This is a genomic window from Bacillus songklensis (assembly GCF_042649685.1).
Lineage (GTDB): Bacteria > Bacillota > Bacilli > Bacillales > Bacillaceae_H > Bacillus_BA > Bacillus_BA songklensis.
Map to the genome: position 1 here is coordinate 73,506 of NZ_JBHRZT010000032.1, position 18,829 is coordinate 92,334.

At 40.5% G+C, this 18,829-nt stretch carries 16 protein-coding genes; 12 read left to right on the top strand and 4 right to left on the bottom strand.

All coding sequences use genetic code 11. From position 1 onward, the window contains the following. Positions 1-7: 7 nt before the first annotated feature. The 4 genes from ACFOU2_RS08320 to shc all read left to right on the top strand — a co-directional run bounded on the left by ACFOU2_RS08320 (position 8) and on the right by shc (position 5,366). A complete protein-coding gene (locus ACFOU2_RS08320; RefSeq protein WP_377914078.1) occupies positions 8-1,033 on the top strand; it encodes a Gfo/Idh/MocA family protein in 1,026 nt (341 codons plus the stop codon). Between the two features lie 12 nt (positions 1,034-1,045). Continuing rightward, positions 1,046-2,092 (top strand): Gfo/Idh/MocA family protein, encoded by a 1,047-nt coding sequence (locus ACFOU2_RS08325; RefSeq protein ID WP_377914079.1) that lies wholly within the window; start codon positions 1,046-1,048, stop codon positions 2,090-2,092. A gap of 27 nt (positions 2,093-2,119) precedes the next feature. Then, complete coding sequence (locus tag ACFOU2_RS08330) at positions 2,120-3,088, top strand: sugar phosphate isomerase/epimerase family protein (protein ID WP_377914080.1); 969 nt, start codon at positions 2,120-2,122, stop codon at positions 3,086-3,088. 373 nt (positions 3,089-3,461) lie between these two features. After that, entirely contained in the window at positions 3,462-5,366 is a 1,905-nt protein-coding gene (gene shc, locus ACFOU2_RS08335; protein ID WP_377914282.1) for a squalene--hopene cyclase, read from the top strand. A gap of 234 nt (positions 5,367-5,600) precedes the next feature. On the opposite strand, the gene ACFOU2_RS08340 is transcribed toward shc, so the two are convergent. After that, positions 5,601-5,783 (bottom strand): YolD-like family protein, encoded by a 183-nt coding sequence (locus ACFOU2_RS08340; RefSeq protein WP_377914081.1) that lies wholly within the window; start codon positions 5,781-5,783, stop codon positions 5,601-5,603. Between the two features lie 475 nt (positions 5,784-6,258). On the opposite strand from ACFOU2_RS08340, the gene ACFOU2_RS08345 reads away from it, so the two are divergent. Then, positions 6,259-7,122: a chemotaxis protein gene (locus ACFOU2_RS08345; RefSeq protein ID WP_377914082.1), complete on the top strand. Its 864-nt coding sequence runs from the start codon at positions 6,259-6,261 to the stop codon at positions 7,120-7,122. A 77-nt stretch (positions 7,123-7,199) separates the two neighbouring features. On the opposite strand, the gene ACFOU2_RS08350 is transcribed toward ACFOU2_RS08345, so the two are convergent. Further along, entirely contained in the window at positions 7,200-7,934 is a 735-nt protein-coding gene (locus ACFOU2_RS08350) for a polysaccharide deacetylase family protein (RefSeq protein ID WP_377914083.1), read from the bottom strand. A 312-nt stretch (positions 7,935-8,246) separates the two neighbouring features. Here ACFOU2_RS08350 and ACFOU2_RS08355 point away from each other — a divergent pair, with 312 nt between their 5' ends. Further along, a complete protein-coding gene (locus ACFOU2_RS08355) occupies positions 8,247-8,699 on the top strand; it encodes a hypothetical protein (protein ID WP_377914085.1) in 453 nt (150 codons plus the stop codon). A gap of 235 nt (positions 8,700-8,934) precedes the next feature. On the opposite strand, the gene ACFOU2_RS08360 is transcribed toward ACFOU2_RS08355, so the two are convergent. Both ACFOU2_RS08360 and ACFOU2_RS08365 read right to left on the bottom strand, forming a co-directional pair. Beyond that, positions 8,935-10,116: a NupC/NupG family nucleoside CNT transporter gene (locus ACFOU2_RS08360; RefSeq protein ID WP_377914087.1), complete on the bottom strand. Its 1,182-nt coding sequence runs from the start codon at positions 10,114-10,116 to the stop codon at positions 8,935-8,937. Between the two features lie 104 nt (positions 10,117-10,220). Continuing rightward, positions 10,221-10,619, bottom strand: coding sequence for a cytidine deaminase (locus ACFOU2_RS08365; protein ID WP_377914089.1), 399 nt, complete (start codon positions 10,617-10,619; stop codon positions 10,221-10,223). A 289-nt stretch (positions 10,620-10,908) separates the two neighbouring features. Between ACFOU2_RS08365 and ACFOU2_RS08370 the strand changes: the two genes are divergently transcribed. The 6 genes from ACFOU2_RS08370 to ACFOU2_RS08395 all read left to right on the top strand — a co-directional run bounded on the left by ACFOU2_RS08370 (position 10,909) and on the right by ACFOU2_RS08395 (position 18,767). After that, positions 10,909-11,259, top strand: a complete 351-nt coding sequence (locus ACFOU2_RS08370) for an ASCH domain-containing protein (protein ID WP_377914091.1) — start codon at positions 10,909-10,911, stop codon at positions 11,257-11,259. Positions 11,260-11,277: 18 nt separating this feature from the next. Beyond that, entirely contained in the window at positions 11,278-11,712 is a 435-nt protein-coding gene (locus ACFOU2_RS08375) for a hypothetical protein (protein ID WP_377914284.1), read from the top strand. A 151-nt stretch (positions 11,713-11,863) separates the two neighbouring features. Further along, positions 11,864-14,158, top strand: a complete 2,295-nt coding sequence (locus ACFOU2_RS08380; RefSeq protein ID WP_377914093.1) for an ATP-dependent DNA helicase — start codon at positions 11,864-11,866, stop codon at positions 14,156-14,158. 467 nt (positions 14,159-14,625) lie between these two features. Further along, positions 14,626-16,608, top strand: coding sequence for an asparagine synthase (glutamine-hydrolyzing) (gene asnB / locus ACFOU2_RS08385; protein WP_377914095.1), 1,983 nt, complete (start codon positions 14,626-14,628; stop codon positions 16,606-16,608). 44 nt (positions 16,609-16,652) lie between these two features. After that, the gene (locus ACFOU2_RS08390) at positions 16,653-17,975 is read left to right on the top strand and encodes an oligosaccharide flippase family protein (RefSeq protein WP_377914097.1); all 1,323 of its coding nucleotides are present in this window, start codon (positions 16,653-16,655) and stop codon (positions 17,973-17,975) included. 168 nt (positions 17,976-18,143) lie between these two features. After that, a complete protein-coding gene (locus tag ACFOU2_RS08395) occupies positions 18,144-18,767 on the top strand; it encodes a YveK family protein (RefSeq protein ID WP_377914099.1) in 624 nt (207 codons plus the stop codon). Positions 18,768-18,829: the final 62 nt, after the last annotated feature.

The window sequence follows — 18,829 nt, forward strand, 5'->3', positions numbered from 1 at the left end:
AGAAATCATGAAAAAATTAAAAGTTGGAGTAATCGGATGCGGCAGCATCGCTCAGCATCGCCATCTACCGGAGTATGCATTCAATAAAGACGTGGAGCTTGCAGCTGTTTGTGATATCAATGAAGAACGTGCCAAACAAGTAGCCGAAAAGTATGGGGTCAAAGCGTATACAAGTTACAAAGAGCTATTGCAAAGCGGCGAAGTCGATGTGGTAAGCGTTTGTACACCAAACTATCTGCATGCTCCGATCTCAATTGCGGCGTTAAACGCTGGTGTTCACGCATTATGCGAAAAGCCGATGGCGACATCCAAAGAAGAAGCGGAAGCGATGATTGAAGCGGCTGAAAAGAGCGGCAAAAAATTAATGATTGCCCATAACCAGCGTTTCGTTAAATCGCATCAAAAAGCGCGTCAGATGATCGAAAGCGGTGAAATCGGCAAGATTTACAGTTTCCGTACAGCATTTGGACATCCTGGACCAGAGGCTTGGAGTGTAGACGGAAAAGAAAGCTGGTTCTTCAAAAAAGAACAGGCGTTCATTGGCGCAATGGGTGACTTGGGGGTTCACAAAACAGACTTGCTTCGTTACGTGCTTGGAGAAGAAATCGTGGAAGTCGGCGCATTTGTGGAAACGAGCGCAAAAGATTTTGCCGATGTGGACGATCATGCCGTTTGTGTACTGAAAACGGAAAGCGGCATCATAGGAACGCTTGCCGCAAGCTGGGCTTACGTTGGAAAAGAAGATAACTCTACCATCATTTACGGAGAAAAAGCAATTCTTCGTTTAGAAGATGATCCGAACTATTCACTAGTCATTCAATATGCAAATGGCGAAGTGGTTAATTATCAGCTTGGCAAAATTCAATCCAATGAAGAAGGCGGCCAGCAAAATTCTCATGTGATTGAACAGTTTGTGGATTGTGTGCTAAACGATAAAGAGCCCCCAATCAGCGGCGAAGAGGGCATGAAATCATTAGCAGTCATTTTGGCAGCTTTAAAATCGAACGATACAAAACAAATCACACGTGTTTAAGCGGGGTGTCTTATGAGCAAGCTTCGAGTCGGAATTATCGGGGTAGGCGGTATTGCACAAAGCCGCCATATCCCTGCCTTTTTACAATTGAGTGATAGATGTGAAATCACAGCGGTAAGCGATGTGAATATTGAGCGTGCAAAAGAGGTATCAGAAACATTTGCGATTCCACACGCGTTTGAAAGCTATCATGACTTGTTAGCGGAAGTGGATGCTGTCTGCATTTGTACGCCAAACAAATTTCATGCAGAAATTTCAATCGCCGCATTGGAAGCAGGCGTCCATGTTCTTTGTGAAAAGCCAATGGCACTGAGTGCGCTAGAGTGTGAAGCCATGGTTGCCGCTTCTAAAAAAGCGGATAAAGTGTTAGCCATTGCTTATCACTACCGTTTTATGAAAGAAGCACAGGCTGCAAAGAAGATGATGATGGAAGTCGGGACGCCGCTTGTGGCAAGAGTGGAAGCATTAAGACGCCGAAAAGTACCGGGATGGGGAGTTTTTACAAATAAAGAACTTCAAGGAGGCGGCAGCTTAATTGATTATGGGTGTCATCTTCTTGATTTAGCCATCTGGCTAATGGGAAATCCCAAACATGTTGCTGTAAGCGGAAGTACGTATAATTCGTTGAGTAAAGTACCGAGCCAGGTGAACCTATGGGGAGATTTCAATCATCAAACGTTTAATGTAGATGATCATGTCACTGCTTACATTAAATTTGAAAACGGCGCTTCACTACTGCTTGAAACATCGTGGGCAGCAAATATTAAAGACGATAAAGAACATGTGAGTATTTCAGGGATTGACGGCGGTTTAAGCGTATTTCCATTCGAGCTTTACACGACTAAAAACGGCATGCTGTTAAACAGTGAAGCAGCATGGCTTCCAGGTGAAGACAATCCAGGCCTTCCACAGGCGAAAAACTTTATTGATGCCTGCCTTGGACGGGATGAGCTTGTGGTCAAACCCGAAGAAGCGCTTCAGGTATCGAGCATTATCGATGCGATTTATGAAAGCAGCAATCCGGGCAATGGAACAGCCGCCACATTGTTATTGAAATAATATTTTAATAGAGGGAGAGAATTTGAGATGAAACTAGGTGTATTTACCGTCCTGTTTGCGGACAAATCATTTGACGATATGCTCGATAAAGTGAAAGCAGCGGGCCTGCATGCCGTTGAAATCGGAACGGGCTGCTATCCGGGAAACAGCCACTGTGACTTGGACGCATTATTGGAAAATGAAGCGCTTCGCAAAGAGTATCTTCAAAAAGTAGAGGATCGCGAGTTAATTATTAGTGCGTTCAGTTGCCACGGCAATCCGATTTCACCGGAAGAAGCCTTCGCGAAAGAGTCGCACGAAACGCTCTTAAAAACAATCAAATTAGCTTCCTTAATGAACGTACCGGTTGTGAACTGCTTCTCCGGAACGGCAGGGGACCACGAAGGGGCGAAATATCCAAACTGGCCTGTTACACCGTGGCCGAACGAATACGGGGACGTGTTAAAATGGCAGTGGGAACAAAAGCTCATTCCATATTGGAAAGAAGTCGGACAATATGCGAAAGAACATAATGTGAAAATCGGTTTGGAGCTTCATGGCGGCTTCTTGGTACATACACCATACACATTATTGAAATTGCGTGAAGAAACATGTGATGCCATTGGTGCAAACCTGGACCCAAGTCACTTATGGTGGCAAGGAATTGACCCGGTGGCAGCCATCAAGATTTTGGCGAAAGAAAACGCGATCCATCATTTCCATGCAAAAGACACCTACATCGATCAGGAAAATGTAAATATGTATGGACTTACTGATATGCAGCCATATGGCGATGTCCAAACGAGAGCCTGGACATTCCGTTCGGTCGGATGCGGCCATAGTTTAAAAGAATGGTCCGATATGATGAGTGCACTGAGAACATACGGCTACGATTATGTAGTCAGCATCGAGCATGAAGATCCAATCATGTCCATTGAAGAAGGATTCATCCGTGCGGTGAAGAACTTGAAGTCTGTGTTGATTGAAGAGTCGCCATTACAAATGTGGTGGGTGTAATGTTTGAAAAGAACATGTAGTATAACAAGGATATTTATGAGGAAACAAAGGGGGTGACTCAAAAGGAGAAAAATCGCCCCTTTTGAGTCACCCCACGCCAAATGGACCGTTATATAAATCCGGTAATACCAAGGGTTTTGATTGACGGTCCATTTTGCATAAAACATAAAACCCATCATTTTTTTGAACTTATGGGACACCCTCTTTGTTATTGATGAAATCAGGAGAGGAAAAAGGGGGATAGCACATAAGGCAGATCGTTCTATTTAACACTTTACAGAAACATCACATATACTGTTAACAACGATGTCAAATTTAAACGTCACCTTATAAGACAAGTGAAAATTTGCAAGAGGAGAGGAATGGTTTGGATGTGGCAGAAAAAGTAGAATCAACAATAAATGACCTTGTTCAACAGTTTAAAGGATACCAAAGCGTGGATGGTGCCTGGCGATATTGCTTAGAAAATGGTCCTGTAACAGATGCGTATTTAATTGTCCTTTTAAGAATACTTGAAATAAATGAGGAAGAGCTGATTCGCCGACTTGTTAACCAGCTTATGGCCAAGCAGGCGGAAAACGGAGCGTGGAAGCTGTTCCATGATGAGGAAGGGAATTTGGATGCAACAGTTGAAGCGTATTACGCCTTGCTTTACTCCGGCTATATAAAAAAAGACGAGAAACGGATGCAAGAAGCAAATCGATTCATCCGGGAAAATGGTGGGATTTCAAATGTCAAAAGCTTGCTGACACAAATTCTTCTTGCATTAACCGGACAAATTCCCTGGCCGGAGAATATAGAAATCCCGATTGAAATGATTCTTTTTCCTAAATGGTTTCCCTTGAATATATTTGATTTATCAGGTCATGCCCGTGTTCATCTTATTCCGCTTATAATTATGGCAGATAAAAATTTTTCGATAAAAAGCCGCTATACTCCTGATATTAGTGATCTTTATGTACAAAATAAACCCTTCAAAAAGTCACACTCTCCCATCGCCCTTTTATTTCAATCATTAAATTTTGGGGCCAGGTCACTCTCCTTTCTCTCTGATCGGCTTCATAAAAAAGCGCTCCAACAAGCGGAAAAATTCATGTTAGATCGAATCGAGCCTAATGGGACACTTCTCACTTACTCCACTTCTACCATTTTAATGATTTTTGCATTTTTAGCCCTTGGGTATTCAAAAAGCTCCGATGTTATAACCAATGCTGTACAGGGTGTAAAAACCCTTGTCTATGCAACAAATGAAGGACCTCATTTACAGTTTGCCGCTTCAACAGTATGGGATACAGCTCTGATTAGTCATGCAATGCAACAAGCCGGTGTTCCATCAACAGATCCAGTCATTCAAAAATCGTTTAGCTACTTACTTTCACGGCAGCAAAACAAAAAAGCAGATTGGAGCATTCATAATCCAAATGCGGAGCCGGGAGGGTGGGGTTTTTCAGACATCAATACAAAATACCCTGATCTTGATGATACTGTAGCGGCCTTACGAGCAATTAAAGATCCAGCATCAGATAATATATCATATCGGGAAGCGTGGAATCGGGGGGTAAACTGGGTTCTTTCCATGCAAAATTCTGACGGGGGGTGGCCGGCTTTCGAAAAAAATACAGACAAGAGCATGTTAAAATTGATTCCGTTTGAAGGTGCCAAGGATTTTGTCGTTGACTCTCCTACACCGGATTTGAATGGAAGAGTTCTTCAATTTCTAGGAAAAGAGACAAATTTGAAAAAAGATGATCGCCAAGTGAAAAAAGCGGTCAAATGGCTAATAAAGCAACAAGAATCCAATGGGTCGTGGTTTGGAAGGTGGGGAATTTCTTATATACACGGTACAAGTGCAGCAGTCATAGGACTCGTTTCTGTAGGGGTATCCAGGCAGCACCCAGCCATTTCACGAGCAGTTAAATGGCTGCTTAGCACTCAGAACAAAGATGGAGGATGGGGAGAATCTTGCAGAAGTGATGAGTTGAGAAAATATGTTCCTTTAGGATACAGCACACCAACTCAAACCGCCTGGGCATTGGAAATGCTGATTGACACACATGAAAAACCGACTGCAGAAATAAATCGCGGGACTGAGTGTTTGATGGAATCATTAACAAAAAAAGACTGGATAAGCACATATCCGACTGGAGGGGGACTTGCCGGCATTGCCTATTTTTATTTTCATAGTTTAAATCATGCCTGGGCCTTACTCACTCTCGCAAAATATAAACAAAAGTATATAGAAAAGAGACCTTTATCATTTTACTCACTCCGCAGATAGAGTGGGAAAAGATTCATATTCATCGTCATCACCTTGGCCATTCTGCGATTTGGCGTTCAGCGTATGGCTGCCCTTACTATTGTTAAGCATACATCGTATTCGAAGAAAACAAATGGCTGGGGAGAAGGAAAAGGAGGTGTCCCAAAACACTGAAGTCCTGTACCTCCCCCCTCCAAAAAAGAAGAAGCAAGTAAGTAACAAACTTTCCTACTCCATTTAAAAATGAATGGGGAACTAATAAATTTCTTTAATGTCGGATAAGCGGATGGAAAAAATTTGTTGTTGTTCGTCTTTTAAAGAAAGAGTTTGCTCGTTCAGATTCAGATTGCAAACGCGTCCCTTACATGTTTTTAATGTTCCGTTTTTATAATAGTTGACCGTCACCAGGTGATTTTCCCGTAATGCTTTTAGAATCATTTTTTAATCTCCTTTCTTTTTTAATGAAGAGTCTGTATAAAAAGTCGCTCGAATAATGGACTGAATTGAGTAAAATACACAACAGCAATTTATATTATTAGTATACATCAGAATTAAGTAAGCGTTTACATTAATGTTTGAACAATTTGTGAAAATTTGAACAAAAAAAGAGATTTATTTGACTGAGAAAAAACCCGGGATTTCACGGAGGTTTGTCAGACGCCGGAACATCAAGATGAAAAAATAAAGGAAACTTCCATCAGTGGGGGTCTTACTGTCCGTTAATGCGGGATAAAATCATTTCAAAGTTGATAACGATGTCTAAAGACACTTTTCATCGAAAAGCCAAAATGGATACGATTGACGTAATAGGATATAACGGAGTAACTTGGGGAAGGGGAATAGAAAAGTCATCATGAACTCTAAGGTGAGAAGTTAAAATAAGAACGACCTTATAGGAAGGAGAAACGAGACCATGAAACAAGTAGCTGTTGCAATCATTCATGGGATGGGAATTCAAAAAGAAGACTATGCAGAAGACATGGAAGTTCTGCTTCAGCAAGCGTTTTTGGAAAAAGCAAAGCCCTTCGTGAGCGGCCCTTTTTCTCCGATTGTGATCGAATCTGTTTACTGGGCAGAAATATTTGGGGACAGGGAAGAAGAGCTATTTCAAAGTTTGGTGATAAACAACCATCTTCGCTATAAAGGGCTTAGACGTTTTGTGATTCAGTATTTGGCGGATGTTATTGCCTATCAGCCTGTTGAAACCGCCAAACATAATTATCATCGTGTCCATCAAAAGCTGGCTGACGTTTTGCGTGTTCTTGCCGGGAAGGCTGGACATCATGCGCCGCTGTGTGTGATTTCACATAGTTTAGGTTCAGTCATTGCCAGCAACTATTTTTATGATTTACAAATCAACCAGGGAAACGCGCAATTGCCTGTAAGCGAATTGTCTCCTTTGGAAAAGGGGGATTCTTTGGCGCTGTTTTATACATTAGGTACGACATTGCCGTTGTGGAGCCTCCGATATGACAACTTTGACAGGCCCATTCAAATCCCGTCCCATAAACTGCACCAGTACTACCCGAACTTAGAAGGAGAATGGATCAATTTCTACGATAAAGATGATATCTTATCATACCCATTAAAACAAGTAAGCCCTGAATACAATCGAGCGGTGAATGAGGATAGGGAAATCAATGCGGGGGATATATGGAAAAGCTGGAATCCGCTTTCGCACTCTGCTTATTTAACCGATAAGGATGTCATAGAGCCGATTGTTAATGGGCTGTTTACGGTATGGGCACATATAAACAACATCGAATTACATGAATAACTGTTTCAAAGTAAGGAACAGTAGAAGCAATGCTCGAAAGATCAATAGCCGACCGAAAAATGACGGCCGGCTATATTTTATTTTGGTTTGATTGCTTCCGCAAATTCTTCCAGCGTTGTCGAATACTTGACATAAATACGGGGAAGAAGATAAAGCTCGTTCGGAACCCCTTTTTTAACATAAGGTCCGGGCGTTGTCGTAACCGCAAAGCGATAGTATTTTTTCGTTTCGTCGATTACCCGATTATTGAAGTCCCCATAAGGATAGGCAAGTGCAATGACCGGTTTGCCTGTAATTCGTTCAATCTTTTCTTTCGATTTCCCGAGTTCGTAATCATAATCCGTTATTTTCCTCAAATCGGGGTGTGTGGCGGTATGTGATTGGATGGAAAAGAAACCGGAATCGGCCAAGATTTTTAATTCCGATTTTGATAAACGATTGGAGCGGCCGATGAAATCAGAAATGACAAATAAAGTGGCGGCCGGCTTGAAACGGGAATCTTTAAGCTTTTGGAACACTTTCAATACATTCAGGTTATTTTTGTACCCATCATCCACTGTAATGAAAATGGGTTTGTTGACTTTATCGATGTTATTCCATTGTTCAAACGTTAACAATGTATAGCCGTTATCCTTCAAATAGGCCATTTGTTTTTCAAAGTTTGCAGGAGTGACATATAAGGCCTTCGAGCCGCTTCCTGTGAATTCATCAATGGAGTGGTAAATGAGAATGGGGACCTGGCGCTGTGCTGCTCCTTTTGATGGCGGCCCCAGTACAAGAAGAAACGAAAAGAGTACAACAAGGATTCGCATGAAATTCCTCCCTCTATCACCTAATCAGTGGAAATGCTCTTGTTCATTATTATTGTTCCGAACTGACTTCATATTATGAAGATGATAGACGAAGAGTTGAATACCATAATGAGACGCTCGAATTAGGATGCTATACATACAGGAGGGTTTTTTATTTAGGGGGACTTAAAAATTGTGTATTGAATATAGATGTAGAAAATATAGATGTAGAAAAAGGAGCGTTTAAAAAAGTGAAAAAAAGGTGAAAAACAAGTTTTTTCTGCTTGTTTTTTTATATAATATTTTTATACTTTTTAAGGCCAGGTGTATGAATTGGAAAAAATTAAAATTGAGCAGGTAATCAATGAGTTGCTAATGCGTTCAGGCAGCGCGGCTCGTGTGCAGCTTGAATCTTATTTTCCGGAAGGCCGTTTGGTCGGAGGAAAATACAGTATGAACCAACACACAATTACAATGTATATTGGAGTAATCACAGAACAGTGTTTGCAAATGTTTTCGTCGCTAGATTATATGATAGATTATTTTACCGTAGTGTTTGCTCATGAACTTGGACATGCTGAAGATCAAGATTTATCAAACCTTGCTGAGCAATTAGAGATATGCTCGACTGAAAGAGAACGAAATATGATTTCCTTAAAGATTGAGGAAAATGCCTGGGAATTCGCCGAGCGGCTGCTCCCTGAAATGGATCAGGCATTTATGAAGAAAATTGTTTTTTATTCTTTGGAGCCATACCGTGAGAAAATACAAATGGAAATCGCCTAATATATAAATCCACATAACTCATGGAACATGGATAAAAAAACATCCATGTTCCATGAGTGAAGCATCAGGGGTTGACAAGAACCTTTGGATTGTGTGCTCATTCAAGATGAGAGAACAGAAGGGCCGTGAATAGAACAAAGTGCGGTGACACGTATTAAAAATGAACGTGGATTTATATAATAAAAGGCTGTTCCCTCTCAATACGTTGAGAGGGAACAGCCTTTTGCGTTCAATACTATAAAACAAAACTTACGATAATAGCGGATAAGACACTGACTAATGTAGCACCGTATAATAGTTTTAAACCGAAGCGCGCTACTGCGTTTCCTTGTTTTTCATTTAGCCCTTTCACCGCACCGGCGATAATTCCGATTGATGAGAAGTTTGCAAACGATACAAGGAATACGGAAATGATTCCTAATGTACGCGGGCTCATTTCTGGTGCCACTTTCGCCAAATCCATCATGGCCACGAATTCGTTTGTTACAAGTTTTGTTGCCATGATTCCGCCGGCTTGAACCACTTCAGCAAGCGGTACACCCATAATAAAAGCAAATGGGGCAAAGAGATATCCTAAAATTTCTTGGAATGTGATTCCGAATGCTAAATCAAATACATTATTGATCGCCGCCATTAATGAAACGAAACCGATTAACATGGCACCGACAATGATGGCGACTTTAAATCCATCAAGAATGTACTCTCCCAACATTTCGAAGAAGCTTTGTTTTTCCTCTTCCTGAATTTCTAAAATATCCTCACGGTCATCTACTGTGTAAGGATTGATAATAGAGGTGATAATAAAACCACCGAATAAGTTGATGACAATCGCTGTTACGACATATTTCGGTTCAATCATGGTCATATACGCGCCGACGATTGACATCGACACTGTTGACATCGCTGATGCACATAGTGTGTATAAGCGGTGAGGCGGTAATTGACCAAGCTGTTTTTTCACCGTAATGAATACTTCAGATTGTCCGACCATGGCAGAAGCGACGGCGTTGTAAGATTCTAGTTTACCCATTCCGTTAATCTTGCTTAATAACAATCCGATTCCTTTCATGATGAAGGGAAGGATTTTGAAATACTGGAAGATTCCAATTAAAACTGAGATAAACACAATTGGAAGCAGCACGTTGATGAAGAACGGCATTGTGCCTTCGTTGGCTATTCCGCCAAACACGAACCCGATCCCTTCACCGGCATATTCAAGCAGCTTCTCAAAGACGCCTGCAATTCCTTTGATTAATACTAATCCAAATTTCGTGTTCAATAATACGTATGATAAGATTAATTGAATGACCACCATGACAGCGATTGGTTTATACTTAATATTTTTACGGTTATTGCTTGCTAAAAGCGCTAAACCAAGGACGACGATTAACCCTATAATAGAAATTAAATATTGCATGATTGCCTCCGCTAAGTAGTATAGTATGACAGAAGTATGGCTGCATCTTGTATACGATTTCAAACCTTGATGCGAAATTACTAACGATAAATATCCTTAAAATGTTATCGATTCAAATCTTTTGAAGAGAAAAAACCGGGTAACAATTCCTGTATAGATGTTTCTGTGACATCACCTTTTAAATTGGTTAAAATGATTTTCGTGTTTTCATCGCAAAATTCCGCGAGAACCTGGCGGCATGCCCCGCATGGAGAGATAGGTCCCTCTGTATCTCCGGTAATAACAATTGCCTTAATGTCTTTTTCCCCATTGGCAACCGCTGTAAACAAAGCCGTTCTTTCTGCGCAATTAGTCAGTCCGTAGGAAGCGTTTTCAATATTGCACCCCAAATATACATTGCCGTTTTTCGTTAAAACTGCCGCTCCTACCTGAAAGGCTGAATATGGTGTGTATGCCTGCTTACGGGCTTTGATGGCTTCATTAATCAGCATCTTTGTATCCATGTTCTATGCTCCATTCATCATATTTTTATAAAATATTGCTCTTCTTTTTTAGAAAAAATAAATAGGAGAGAAGAAAGAAATTACGTTTTTTAAAAACTTCTCACATCTGATGTCTGACATCTGATATCGGACAAACTAACTATAACGTTAAACTACTAAATTTTCAACAAAAAAATGATAGAATCATAAACTTTTAGAAAGCGCTTCATTTGATGTGGAGAACAGTACAATATATCAAGCTGATGTGGTATTGTTAAAGTGTATTTGAAAAGAAAGGGAGGATTTTTCCATGACAGATCAAAATGAAAATAATGTATTACCGCCAAAAACCTGTACGATTGATCGCCTTGTTACTCTAAAGGAAGATGTGGAGAAGGTTATCGCAGGAAAGAAAACAGCTACCCGCCGTAACGGGAGATATGCCGATGTTGGTGAAATAATGACATTAAAAGGCCATAATTATGTCGTTGAACGTGTTTACTCACAATCACTCGGCGAATTAACTGACGAACATGTCCGTCAGGAAGGATTCGAGAGTGTAGAGGATTATAAGCAGTCCATTTTGTCCATTCATCCAGGAATGCCTTGGCTTCCGCAAATGAGAGTGTGGGTTCACGAGTTCCGTCCGATTCAAGAGTAATTTGAATACATGATGACCATGCTATATCGATTGCTTCTTTACATACATATTTTCAGTGTTATCTTGTCTATCGGACCCTTTTTTGTACTCATACCAATAATCAAAAAACTGCGAGACGCCGAAATGCAAGTGCAGCATGCGTACTTGGATACGTTCCGGTTTGTAGTCAGGCTTGCCAAGCATGCCGGCCATGTGCTGGTTATATCAGGCATACTGCTTGTTACCGCAGGTCCCTGGTCATGGGGGACGCCATGGATTTTAGCAACCATTATAATCTTAGCAGGTTCCTTATTCTTCCTGGCACGAGCATTTTCACCAACCATCAGGAGTTTTAATGAACAGGGACGGGACAAAGAAGATCTAGTGCGAAAGCTTAACCGCTCGATCTGGATTTATCTTGGCCTGTTGATGATTATGTTATGGTTTATGGTAACGAAACCTGCCTTGTGGTAAAAATTTCAGGATAAATTTATTCAAACGCTGTAAAGTCGGTTTCAATGCAGGAATATAGCAGAACTTAGAGATAGGGGAGTAAAACTTCCCTATCTTGTTTTATTTTTTGCGGTATGCGGAAAATGAATAAAAAATGATAACAGGTGATCACATGTCAAATGAAGTGAAGATTTCGGTGAGACCGTTAGTAGAATATGTGTATAGAAGCGGCAGCATTGAATCCGGGTTTCGTACAAGCACCACACTTACCGAGGGAACAAGGGCGCATCAAAAGGTGCAAAAAATGTACAAAGAGGCAGATCAAAAGGAAGTATACATGAAAACGGAAATACCCTTTGAAGATTTGACTTTTCAAATCGAAGGAAGATGCGACGGCCTTCTTTTTTCAGGAGAAGAAGTAACAATAGATGAAATCAAATCCACTGCAAAAGATTTACACTCCATTTCGAAAGAGAGCTATCCTGTTCATTGGGCCCAGGCAAAGTGCTATGCATACATGTATGCAAAAGAACATGGGATCCAATCAATCAATGTGCAGCTCACCTATATACATGTTGAAACTGAAGAGAAGAAGCAATTTAAAGAAATGGTGTCGTTCCAAGAGTTGGCAGAATTTATACTGGATGTGGTGAAGCATTATGCACCATATGCTTCATTAAAACAAAATCACCGGGAGAAAAGAGACAGCAGCATTAAGAAACTGGATTTCCCGTTTGAAACATACCGGGAGGGACAACGGAAATTTGCAGGAGCCGTCTACAAAACGATTGCAGAGGGCAAGAGTTTGTTTGCGATGGCACCTACTGGAATAGGAAAAACGATATCAACGATTTTTCCTTCGGTTAAAGCAATAGGAGAAGGCCTATTGCAGCGGCTTTTTTACCTAACCGCAAAAACTACTACAAGAGCGACAGCGGAAGAGACCTTTTCTTTTATGCAAGACAAAGGGCTTTGCATGAATGTTGTGACAATCACAGCTAAAGAGAAAGTGTGCTTTCAGGAGGAGGCAGTTTGCCAGAAAAAGAGTTGTGAGTATGCTGATGGATATTATGACCGGATAAACGGGGCAGTGCTGGATATATTGTCAAACGAAACCATCATGAATCGTTCTGTTATTGAAAAATATGCCCGAAAGCACAAAGTTTGCCCATTTGAATTTTCACTGGATATTGCGTATGCAGCCGATGCGATCATATGTGATTATAATTATGTATTTGATCCCCGGGTCTCTTTGAAACGTTTAGTCGAAGAACAAAAGAAGCAAACGGCACTGCTGGTAGATGAAGCGCATAACCTTGTGGACAGAGCGAGGGATATGTTTTCATCAGAATTAAGCAAGTCCGCTTTTCTTCATGTGAAAAGAGAGTATAAAGGAAAGAGTGAAGCGATCGCTAAGGCAGCAAGCGATGTGAATAACTATTTGCTTGGGCTGAGAAAACGATGTGGAGAACAAAAAAATCTTCTGTTAAAAGAAAGGCAGGATGAGTTTGTAGAACTTCTTGAAGTATTTATCCTCCAAGCTGAAAAGGAGCTTGTGAATGAGTATGAAGGGCAATCACATACAGAGCTACTGGATCTGTATTTTTCCGTCCATAACTTTATACGAATTTCAAAGCTGTATGATGAGCGCTATGTCACATATATTGAATATGAAAGAAGTGAAGTTGTCATTAAGATGTTCTGCCTCGATCCATCTAATCTTTTACGGCAAATGGGCAAGGGCTATTGGTCAAAAGTATATTTCTCGGCTACGCTCGCGCCGCTTCGTTATTATAAAGAGATACTCGGCGGACAAGAAGAAGACCTGGCTGTTTCCATTCCTTCTCCGTTCAGGAAGGAGCAACTTGAAGTATTCATTCAGCCATTGTCTACAAGGTACCATGATAGAGAAAGGTCTAAGGATCCAATTGTAAAGATGCTTTCTAGCATTGTGGAGAAGAATAAGGGGAACTACCTGATATTTTTCCCTTCTTATCAGTATTTAAGTGACATTTACGAACAGTTTACAGAGCAGTATGGAGAAGAAAATACCATTCGCCAGAATGCCAAGATGACAGAAGAGGAGCGGGAACAATTTTTGGCCGCTTTTCAAGTGGATCAAGAAGAAACATTGATAGGGTTTGCCGTATTGGGAGGTATTTTCTCAGAAGGAATTGACTTAAAAGGGAACCGCTTAACCGGGGTGGTTATCGTAGGAGTGGGACTTCCGCAGCTTTCTTTGGAACGAAACATTATAAAGAATTACTTCAATGAAAATGGAAAAAACGGATATGATTACGCATATGTATTTCCCGGGATGAATAAAGTCCTGCAGGCAGGGGGAAGACTTATTCGTTCGGAACAAGATGAGGGAACCATCGTGCTTGTGGATGATCGGTTTTTACAATCGAAATATCAATCTTTCCTTCCGGATATATGGAAACATTACACTCTATGGCAGGAATGAAATTGGAAAGCTGTGTACAAATTACGTTTATTGTGATTTGTACACAGCTTTTTTCCTTCCTTTTTCAAAGGCGGAACATTAACTTCTTGCCGCTTTTTAACGATCTGTTCTCATTTGCTTACAGAAGCTGGTCAACTGGTTTTATTTTTTCTTGTTTTAACAGAAGCAGGAACAGTGCAAGAGTGCTCTGCCCGTTGCTCACATATTTACTAAAAAAGAACGAAGGAAAGGATTTGAGGAGCTCTAAAAGTCCTAAAATGATGAGAACACGCCCTTTTTCTTTTTGATAACGTCCTTTTTTATTTTAAAAGAATAAGATGTAGATGAATTTTTCTGCAAACGGAAAATTTGCTGAGGAAGCGGCAGCGCATGATACAGCCAAAAACGGGTGATAGATTTCCCGCGTATATGAATCTGGTTATAGGATCGAAATCTCGGAAAAGCGAAAGCAAAAAGGAGTTTTTATTATGTGTGGAATAGCAGGATATCTTACTTATTCTGATCAAAGAACAACGGAAGAAATGGAAAGAATATTAAAGAGAATGACCGGTACGATTATACATCGGGGTCCAGATGGGAGCGGATCATGGATAGATGTTGAAAAAGGAATCGCTTTGGGACACCGGCGTCTCGCTATTATCGATTTATCCTCTAATGGGAAGCAGCCGATGGTCTCGGCGAGCGGCCGCTATGTGATGACATTCAACGGGGAAATCTATAACTATCACGAATTGCGTGCAAGACTGCCGGAATATCCGTTTCGTGGTCATTCCGATACGGAAGTTATGATGGCCGCTATTGAAGCATGGGGGGTGGAGAGGGCATTAAAGCACTTTACAGGAATGTTTGCGTTTGCTCTGTGGGACCGCCAGGAAGGTCTATTGCATTTAGCACGTGACCGGATGGGAGAAAAGCCTTTATATTACGGCTGGATTGGAAATACTTTTGTATTTGGTTCAGATTTAGAAGCACTGCGTATCCATCCTCAATTTAACAATGAGATTGATCGAAATGTTCTTTCCCTTTATTTACGCTTTAATTACATTCCCACTCCTTATTGCATTTATAAAGGTATATATAAACTGCCGCCAGGAGCCTACGCAACTGTAAAAAGAACCGAGCAGAACCAAACAATAAGCCCGGTGTGTTATTGGAAAATAGAAGAGACTATTGTACACGCTAAAAACAATCCAACTTTTCAAACAGAAGAGGAAGCTGTCCATACATTGGATGAATTGCTGAAAGAAACGATTAAAAATCAGATGATTGCAGATGTACCCCTTGGAACCTTTCTCTCAGGAGGAATTGATTCATCTACCATTACAGCAATTATGCAAGCACAAAGCAGCAAACCGATAAAGACGTTTACGATAGGATTTACTGAAAAAGGATATAATGAGGCGAAACATGCCAAGATGGTGGCCCGTTATTTAGGTACAGATCATACGGAGTTATATGTTACTCCTGAAGATGCAATGAATGTTATCCCGCGGCTGCCTGTTTTGTACAGTGAACCTTTTTCCGACTCTTCTCAAATTCCGACGTTTTTAGTTTCTCAAATAGCACGTTCTAAAGTGACAGTCAGTCTGTCGGGTGACGGCGGCGATGAACTATTCGGAGGCTACAACCGCTATTTATGGACCACGCAAATTTGGGATAAGACCCGCTGGATTCCATACGGATTGAGAAAAAGTGCTGCGGGCGCTTTTACAAAAATTTCACCCCGGATGTGGGATTACTTCTTCTCTATTATTTCTCCTCTACTGCCGCAAAAATACAAGCAAACAATACCGGGTGACAAAATTCATAAAATGGCAGAAATCCTTGCTGAAAGAAGCGCAGAAGATATGTATTTTAAATTGGTTTCCCTTTGGAAATCCCCTTCTTCTATTCTCCTAAATGCAGAAGAACCTCTTACATTTCTCCATCAAAACAGGAATTGGGAAGTCCCGGGTAATGTGATGGAATTAATGATGTATTTGGATGCAAAGACCTACTTGCCTGATGATATTCTTGTGAAAGTCGACAGGGCCAGCATGGGAGTAAGCCTTGAAACACGGGCTCCATTCCTTGATCACCGTGTGGTTGAATATGCTTTCCAATTGCCGTTAAATATGAAAATCAAAAACAATAAAGGAAAATGGATCTTAAGGGAGGTTTTATACAAATATTTACCGAGTGAACTAGTTGAGCGTCCTAAAATGGGATTTGGATTGCCAATTGATGTTTGGTTAAGAGGACCGTTAAGGGAATGGGCGGAAGAATTGCTCGATGAAAAAAGTTTGTGTAATGATGGATTCTTCGATGTCTCCCCTATCCTTGAAAAGTGGAGGGAGCATTTGTCGGGGCGGCGGAATTGGCAGCATTATTTGTGGAATATTTTAATGTTCCAGGCGTGGTTGAATAAACACAAAGGAAAACTGCCATCACATACTGACATAGAGCTTTAAAGACTTAGTCTCCTTACTAATCTAAAAGCCAGAGGAATATGAAGATGAAAAGACAGTTTAATAAAGTTATTTTTGTAAAACATTTACAGGATGACACATCAAAAAAGCTTATAGATGGGTCTGCTATTGTATTTTTATTAAATGTTGCGGCTATCGGAGTTTCTTTTTTGACTGAAATTGTTTTGACCCGAACATTGGGAACGGCAAATTACGGACATTTCACATATGCGATGGCCTGGTTGAATTTAATGGTTTTGACGGGAAGAATGGGATTTGATACAGCGGCTGTCCGTTTTGTAGCTGAGTACCAAGAAAGGGCAAATGGGAGTCTATTAAAAGGTTTTATAACCCGAAGTCAGCAAATTAGCATATGTTGTTCATTTAGTTTATCAGTAATTGTACTGTTTTTTGGCTATGTATTGATGGATGAAGCAACATTTAGGACTTTCGCCATGTGTGCATTAATTGTCCCTTTTTGGAGCCTTTTATTTATTTACAGTGCCTATCTTCAGGGAACAAAATTCTATGCTCTAAGTGTCTTTCCTCAACAAATCGCAAGGCCATTACTGATTATTTTAATAGTTTTAATGATAAACGGCCTGTTTAATATCAAACCGAATTCATTTCATGCTATGTTGTCCGTTTTGCTAGCCGTTGTTTCTACGCTAATCATGGTCAGAGTTTTTTTTCAAAATAAAGTTCACCGCCTGTTTAGAGATATCCGTCCCCGATATAAAACAGCCTATTGGTTTAATGTTTCCTTTCAATTATGTTTAATTTCTTTTTTTAAGATTGCTTTAAGACAGATAGATATCATCGTACTTGGCATATTTGCCAATGCTTCTGCTGTCGGCGTTTATTCTATTGCGATAAAGATTTCTGAATTAACCACCTTCGGGATGATGGTAACAAATGTGATTGTTGCACCGATGATTTCTCAAATTTATGCACGAGGAGATAAAGAATTGTTGCAAAATACAGTCTCTTCTACAATCAGAATCATCTTAATCGCTACAGTCCCTCTTTCTATAGTTATGGCTATATGCGGGAAATGGATTCTAGGTTTGTTCGGCGCTGATTTCATGATTGGTTATACTGCTCTGGTCATTTTGATTATAGGGCAAATTGTTAATTCGGCATGCGGACCGGTAGGGTTCCTTATGAGCATGACCGGTCATCAAAATCAAAGTGTGACTGTATTTGGATCAAGCATTTTATTCAACCTGATACTGAGCTTATTGCTCATTCCGCCATTCGGGCTGATTGGAGCTGCCTTTTCTACATCACTTACGACTGTATTTTGGAATTTATTACTTTCTTACCTAACCTGGAAGAAGGTGGGCATCAAGACAAGCGTTTTTAAATAAAGGGCACTAGTAAAATGTGCTTTGTCTAGAACAAGAGATACCCCATTTTCATATAAAGAATAGAGAAAATATACAACGTATGAGAGGGGGCTTACAAAAGCATTTGTTGATAACAAGTATATAAGAACAATATTTTATTCTTCTTTAACGAAAGGACTGAATGAAACAATGGAACAAGATGGTATCCAGCTGTTTACTTACTCCAAGTTGATTCGAAAACGATTTTGGGCCATTTCTACATTTACATTGATTTTGACATTAGTCGGTGCGCTAATCACTTTCTTCTATATTCCGCCCGTCTACGAAGCTAGGGTTCAAATGTTGGTGAATCAAACAACGGGAGAAGAAGGGGCAGCTGTAATTGGAGATGTTAATAACCAGTTAAAGCTTGTTAAAACCTACGGTGAATTAATTGAAAGTCCTCGGATCATGGGCCCTGCAGCAGAAGAAGCTCCCGGAGTAAAAAGCCAAAGGGAGTTAAAAGAAAAAGTAAGGGTTGAAACACAGACTGACTCTCAAGTATTGACCATTGTAGTCAGAGGTGATAATACAGAAGAGGCAGCTTCAACAGCGGATATCATTGCAGATACTTTCAAAAACGAAATTCCCGACCTCGTAGGTGTTGATAACGTTCAAGTTTTGTCAAAAGCTCTGGCTGATCCTAAGCCCGTTCAACCACAACCATTGCTGTATATCGGGTTAACCCTTATCTTCAGCTTAATCCTTTCAACTGTATTCGTATTCTTGCAAGAGATATGGAGACAAGAATCAAAAAAGGAGAGCGGTAGCTAACAACCTTGCTGAAAATGCTCTGATTAACAATGACGGATCTATTATTAGAGCAGCCGTATACA